We start from the raw sequence: 7,120 nt of genomic DNA on the forward strand, positions 1-7,120 counted from the left end.
GGGGGCGGGTTCAGGTAAGTTATCGGTGGGTGTTATAGATTTGGGGTTAACCCGCCCCTACGGGGGATCATTGCAGGAGGGAATGGGCTAAATGTGGAGACGGCGAGGGATGGCTTGTTGATGGCGATCGCCCATTTCGGATACTGTAGCGGTTAGAATAGCTTTGGCGATCGATACCCCTCGCTCTATTAGACCATGACCACTCCATCCGTACCTTTTGATTTTATTCGGTTTATCAAAGCCAGTCGCCCTAGCGATACCATTGATGTGAGCAAACCGGAAGAAAGAAAGCTCTATATTGATTTTACTGAGGTCAGGGGTGATACGGTCATTACCGAGTTATTTGAGCATATTACTGAGGTTTATCCCGATGAAGCGACCTGTAATCTTTTTACTGGGCATATTGGCTGTGGTAAATCAACGGAACTGCTGAGGCTGAGAGCGCAACTGGAAGAGGCGGGATTTTATACCATTTATTTCGCCTCTAGCGACGACTTAGAATTAGCGGATGTGGATATTGGTGATGTATTATTGGCGATCGCCCGTCGAATTTCCCAGGGACTCGAAGAACTACAACTTCCCCCAGCGCAAGGACTACGCGGGTTGTTAACCCGAACCACAGACCTATTGCAAACTGAATTTAATCTCACAGAAGTAGAAGTCGGTATTCTCAAGAGTGAAACCCTACCCCAAGTCGGCGTTAAGGCCAATTCAGAAGGGTTTTCGTTAGGCGTAGGAATTGGTAAAATTACCGCCAAAGCCAAAGGAGATTCGGCCCTTAGACAGAAGCTCAATCAGTTTTTAGGGCCGCAAAAAAAAGAATTAATTGAAGCGATTAACCAAGAACTGATTCAGCCTGCCATTGAACTCTTAAAACAACAAAACAAGCAAGGGTTAGTCATTATTGTCGATAACTTAGACCGGATTGATGCTACCCGGAAATCTTGGGATCGTCCCCAACAAGAATACTTGTTTATTGATCAAGCCGAATTTCTGCAAAAATTCCAATGTCACCTGGTCTATACGATGCCCTTAGCCTTGCGATTTTGTGATGAATACAACCGTTTAACAAGCAAGTATTCCGATTCGCCGAAACTCTTGCCCATGGTACGGCTTAAAGATAAAAATCGCCAAGATTTCCCCGCAGGCATGGATAAAATGAGGCAAATGGTTTTAGCTAGAGCTTTTCCGGATTTGAGTGAAGACGAACGGCTGAACCAAGTCACAGAAATCTTTGAAGATAGCGCTACTCTCGATCATCTCTGTCGTACCAGTGGCGGTCATGTCCGGGATTTACTGCAACTGTTAACTGAGTGGATTTCTAAAGACCGGAAAAAGGGAAAACTCACCCGTAAAAGCTTAGATTTAGTTATTCGTCAGCGACGCAGTAATATGATGTTACAGATTGATGATGCTGAATGGGAATTGTTGCGGCAAGTACAACAGACTCAGCAGGTGAGCGGCGATGAAAATTACGATAAGTTAATTCATTCTCGTTTAGTATTCGAGTATCAAGAAGATGGAGTTTCTTGGTTCGATCTCAATCCCATTTTGCAAGGCGCAGAACAACTAGGGAATGGGGAATAGGGGCGATCGCCATACCTCTCTCTAATGATGGCGTATATGCTATCATTAGCTCATGTCTAGCAAACTTGTGATTGACACCAACGTTTTTGTCAGTGCCTTGATTAGTCCCGATGGAGTCAGCCGTGCGGTGCTTCGTGCCTGCTTACAAGGCAAGTATCAACCCCTGATGGGAACGGCCTTGTTTTTGGAGTATGAGTCCATTGTGTCGAGGTCAGAAGTGATGGCACGTTGTCCGCTACCGAGAGCAGAGGTTGAAGCATTGCTGGCTGCTTTGATGTCGGTGAGTCAATGGGTTCAGGTGTATTACTTATGGCGGCCAAATTTGAGGGATGAAGCGGATAATCATTTGATTGAGTTGGCGATCGCAGGTAATGCTGAGACAATTGTCACTCAGAATGTTAAAGATTTCCAGAGGGCTGAACTCATCTTTCCCCAGCTTTCTATTATTTCCCCTGAAGCCTTGATTATGGAGTAAGTACAATATGGCAACCTTAACTATTCGTTTACCCGATGAAAAACATTCTCGCCTGAAAGCACTGGCTCAATCTCGTGGCATTAGTGTGAATAAACTAATGGAGGAACTCTCGACGCTGGCATTGGCTGAGTTTGATGCTCAGACACGCTTTCAAGCCTTGGCAATACAGGGTGATGTGGTGCGGGGTTTAGAGATTTTGGATCGGTTGGATACTTTGAATCAATAATACAGTGCTTTGCGCTGTGATGGGGGATAGAGAGATCTTACAAGTGAAGGATTTTTAACCTAAAATGAGGCAACAGAAAACTCGGTTTGTAGTTGGCGCTTTAGCGCTAAAGCGCCAACTACGAACGAAATATATCGAGTCGTTGCCTAAGTCCTACATAAGAAATTCCCTATTCCCCATTCCCTAACCATGATAGTTCTCAGTGACGAAAATCTGGATAGTCTAGATAACCTCAACTGGATGCTGGAATCCTCTAGCGGTGAGTTTGCCCTGATGATTGCCTGTTGTAATTATGGCGATTTGCAGCAGGTGTTGATGGATGAGTTGGTGAAGATGTCAGCCTTACACATCAAGGTGGTGAGATTGCAGGAGGGGGAGACTTCTTTGTTGAATGCGCTGCACCGAGAAATATCTGATCAAGAAACATCGGAGGGCAATGAAAATCCTATTCCCTATTCCCTAATGCTTACGGGTTGGGAGCGGGTGCAGCAATTGGAGAAACTGTTGGCTTCTGTGAATCAGGTGCGGGAGTCTCTGAAGGGGGAGTTTCCTGTGCCGATGGTGTTTTGGGTGAATCAGGGAGTCTTGAAAACGGTGCTGAAATCGGCTCCTGATTTGGCGAGTTGGAGCAGTCACTATCAGTTTCGGCTGCCTTCAGCAGAATTGAATGGATGGTTAGGGGAGCGGGTGGAATGTTTTCAAGATGGGGTGATTTCTCCGCAAGACGCAAAAGAACTGGCAATGGCACTGGAGGCGGTGCAACGGGATATTCAAGAGGAGGGAGCAACCCTGAGCGCTGAAGGGAGAGCGCATCTAGAACTGTTGTTGGGGTTGGCTGCTGTGGCTTATGGGGGTAATCGCCAGATTGAGGAAGCTATTGGGCATTATCAAGCGGCGCTGGAGATATGGCAAGAGCAGGGAAATCTAGAGCAACAAGGCTATGTGTGCAGTCAGTTGGCGTATGCCTATTTTCGGAAGGTGTTTCCCACGAGGGAGAATGTGCAGTTTGTGCCGCCGAAGTTATTTAAGGAACTGAGAGAGGAACAACGGCGCGAGGGTTCGGAGTGGCAGGTGGCGTATGGGTATGTGCAGCGCACGTTGGCGCTGTGGGAAGAAGCGGGGACGTTGGAGAATGTGGCGAGGACGTTTCATCGCTGGTTGGGAATTTTGCGCTATTTGGAGCGTTGGGAGTTGTTGGCACAGTTGGCGCGTCAGGTGATGCCGTTCCATGAAGATGAGGAGAAATGGCCGAAGCGTTATCGGTTGCGGGATTATTCGGTGTTAGCAGAGGTGGCGTTTGAGCAGGAGCAGTGGGAGGAGGCAGAGCAGTGGAGCGAGAAGGTATTACAGGAAGCGCTCGGAGATCTTGATCCCCCCTATCCCCCCTTAAGCAAGGGGGGGACAAAGACAGTCCCGTTAAGCAAGGGAGAAACAAATAAAGTCCCCCTTCCCAAGGGGGATTTAGGGGGATCAAACGCTCAGGGAGTAACGAATAAAGTCCCCCTTCCCAAGGGGGATTTAGGGGGATCAAACGCTCAGGGAGTAACAAATAAAGTCCCCCTTTCTAAGGGGGATTTAGGGGGATCAAACGCTGTGGCAGAGCAGCCTAAAGTGCTGCATTCCAATCAATATTATGTGGTGCTGTCGCGGTTGATTTTGGCGAAGGTTTATCGCCTTCGGGGAGAGAGAAATGCCGCCATTGAGCAGTTGCAGTGGGTGCGGGAGTCGGGGGTAGAACGTGCGCCGAGGCTGCATGTGGAAGCGTTGGAGTTGTTGAGCGTGTTGTTGTTTGAGCAAAAAGAGTATCTGGAAGCCTATGAGGTGAAGCGGGAGTTACGGACGGCGGAGTTTGAGTATAACTTTCGCGGGTTTGTGGGGGCGAGTCGGTTGACGTGCCGACCGCAGCAACGGGGAGTGGCGACGGAAATTCGGGCTGCGGGGAGAGAGGAGGCGGTTAAGCAATTGGTGGAGCGGGTGTTGGATACAGATCATGTGGTGACGGCGATTTATGGGTATTCGGGGGTGGGGAAGAGTTCGTTGATTCAAGCGGGGTTGGTTCCGGCGCTGGCAGAGAAGGTGCATCGAGACCGGATTATTCCGATTGTGTTGCGGCGGTATGGGGATTGGCAAGGGCAGATTGGGGAGCAGTTGGAGCGGTTTGGGTTAGGGAATAGGGAATGGGGAATAGGGAATGGGGGAGAGGGAATAGGGAATGGGGAATGGGGAATGGGGAACAGCCCTTCGATTCGGCTCAGGGAAAAGACTGCGCTTAGGGAACAGCCCTTCGACTGCGCTCAGGGCACGTCATGGACTGAGGGGGAGTTGTTGCGGGTTTGGCGGGCGGCTGAGGGTGGTTATGAGCGGATTGTGTTGATTTTTGACCAGTTTGAGGAGTTTTTCTTTGAGTTTCGCACAAGGGGGGAGCGCAGGCCGCTGTTTGGGTTGCTGGCGGAGGGGTTGGAGCGGTGTCCAGGGCTGCAAATTGTGATTTCGATTCGCCAGGATTTTATTCATTATTTGTTTGAGGAGCGGGAACTGCCACGGGTGGGGGATTTGCTCAGTCGAGAGAATTGCTATCCGTTGTCTTATTTTCGGCCGGATGAGGCGGTGGAGATTATTCGGCGGTTGACCCAGAAGACGAGTTTTCATCCAGAAGAGGCGCTCTTGCAGCGACTGGTGGAGGATTTGGCGGGAGAAGGGGAAGAGGTGATTCCGATTGAGTTGCAGATTGTGGGCAGTCAGTTGGAGGACAGTTATATTACGCGGTTGGAGGAGTACGAGCGGCTGAATGAGGGGGTGTTGGAGCCGAAAACGGAGCTGGTGCGGCGTTATATTGAGACGGTTGTGAAAGATTGTGGCACAGAACATGAGCGATCGGCTTATTGGGTGTTGTTTTTGTTGACGGATGAAGATTTGCGCCGGCCGGTGAAGAGGGAAGAGGAACTTAAACGGGAGGTACGGGAAAAGATAGAGGAGGCAGACTTATCCCTGGTGTTGAAGATTTTGGTGGGTTCGGGGTTGGTGCTGTTGATAGAGGAGCGAGGGGAAGCGGGCTATCAGTTGGTGCATGATTATTTGGTGCGCTATGTGCGAGAGCAAGCACCGGAACTACGACAGTTGCAGGAGAAACTGGAGCGGGAGCAAGGGAAGCGGGAAGCCGCAGAGCGGAGTTTAGCTGAGATTGAGAAGAAGGTACAGCGCAGTAGTTGGCTATTGGGGTTGACTTCTGTGGCTTCCGTTGCCATTCTTATCTTCACCTTTGGGTTGGTTCGTCAAGCTAGGGTGGAGCGCAAACTGGCCCTAGACGGAACTCGATGGGAACGGTTGGGGGTTAAAACTCTACGGCAATTTGAAAATGTTCCTAGTCAGCCGTTGGAAGCTTTGCATTCTGCCCTACAAACGGCTCAACAGTTATACCCTCATACTGTGAATCAGCCTGTGACTGAGTACGCAGCCTATAGTCCCATTTCAACATTGCAACAAGTTAGCCACACCATTAGGGAGCAGAATAAGATTCCTCACGAGGCTTCGGTCTGGGGAGTAGTCTTTTCCCCCGACGGCAGCACCCTGGCTACTCGCAGCACTGACGGCACGGCCAAGATAACAGAAGTCGAGAGTGGGCAAACCCTGCACACCATTACTCACGAGGATTGGGTCACGGGAGTCGTCTTTTCCCCCGACGGCAGCACCCTGGCCACTGGCAGCGCTGACGGCACGGCCAAGATAACAGCAGTCGAGAGTGGGCAAACCCTGCACACCATTACTCACGAGGATTTGGTCACGGGAGTCGTCTTTTCCCCCGACGGCAGCACCCTGGCTACTGGCAGCACTGACAACACGGCCAAGATAACAGCAGTTGAGAGTGGGGAAACCCTGCACACTATTACTCACAAGGGTTCGGTCTGGGGAGTAGTCTTTTCCCCCGACGGCAGCACCCTGGCCACTCGCAGCACTGACAATACGGTGAAGATAACAGAAGTTGAGAGTGGGCAAACCCTGCACACCATTACTCACGAGGATTTGGTCAGGGGAGTAGTCTTTTCCCCCGATGGCAGCACCCTGGCTACTCGCAGCACTGACGGCACGGCCAAGATAACAGCAGTCGAGAGTGGGCAAACCCTGCACACCATTACTCACGAGGATACGGTCAGGGGAGTGGTCTTTTCCCCCGACGGCAGCACCCTGGCCACTGGCAGCGCTGACAACACGGCGAAGATAATAGCAGTCGAGAGTGGTAAAGCTACTATATTACAGGGTCACTCGGATGATATCACTGATATGGCTTGGCATTCCGATGGCGACAGAATTGCGACAGGTTCACGAGATGGAACGGTGAGAGTGTGGACAAGAACGGGTCAGGAGTTGGCGGTATTTCGAGGTCATCAAGGAGAGGTTCGCCAGATTCGCTGGGATGAAGAGGGCCGTACCCTTACGTCTGTTGCAATTGATGGCAATACGGTTACCATCAGAACATTGCCTGTAGAAACCCTAGAGGAGCTAATTGCACGGGGATGTCGTTGGGTGCGTCCCTATCTGAACAGTAATAATAAGGAGATGAAGGAGTGCGAGGAGTATTGGGAGTAATATCAATGAACAATGAACAATGAACAATTGATCTGGGTTGGTAGCCAGTTGTCATGCAACCCGCCCGATCGCGGCGATAAATGATAATTAATTTGGGTGTATGGGTGGGGTGGGGGCGGGTTCAGGTAAGTTATCGGTGGGTGTTATAGATTTGGGGTTAACCCGCCCCTACGGGGGATCATTGCAGGAGGGAATGGGCTAAATGTGGAGACGGCGAGGGATGGCTTGTTGATGGCGATCGCCCATTT

At 50.4% G+C, this 7,120-nt stretch carries 4 protein-coding genes; all 4 read left to right on the forward strand.

The window, feature by feature from the left end:
* The first annotated feature begins 195 nt into the window (after positions 1 to 195).
* The 4 genes from PMG71_RS21385 (at position 196) to PMG71_RS21400 (ending at position 6,872) form a co-directional block, all read left to right on the forward strand.
* Positions 196 to 1,587, forward strand: a complete 1,392-nt coding sequence (locus tag PMG71_RS21385) for an AAA family ATPase (protein ID WP_283755763.1) — start codon at positions 196 to 198, stop codon at positions 1,585 to 1,587.
* Between the two features lie 52 nt (positions 1,588 to 1,639).
* Entirely contained in the window at positions 1,640 to 2,062 is a 423-nt protein-coding gene (locus PMG71_RS21390) for a putative toxin-antitoxin system toxin component, PIN family (protein ID WP_283755764.1), read from the forward strand.
* Positions 2,063 to 2,069: 7 nt separating this feature from the next.
* On the forward strand, positions 2,070 to 2,288 hold the full coding sequence (locus PMG71_RS21395) for a toxin-antitoxin system HicB family antitoxin (RefSeq protein ID WP_283755765.1): 219 nt from the start codon (positions 2,070 to 2,072) through the stop codon (positions 2,286 to 2,288).
* Positions 2,289 to 2,477: 189 nt separating this feature from the next.
* On the forward strand, positions 2,478 to 6,872 hold the full coding sequence (locus PMG71_RS21400; protein WP_283755766.1) for an nSTAND1 domain-containing NTPase: 4,395 nt from the start codon (positions 2,478 to 2,480) through the stop codon (positions 6,870 to 6,872).
* Positions 6,873 to 7,120: the final 248 nt, after the last annotated feature.

Origin of the sequence: Roseofilum acuticapitatum BLCC-M154 (assembly GCF_030068475.1) — a bacterium.
In the GTDB taxonomy this organism is placed as follows: Bacteria; Cyanobacteriota; Cyanobacteriia; order Cyanobacteriales; family Desertifilaceae; genus Roseofilum; species Roseofilum acuticapitatum.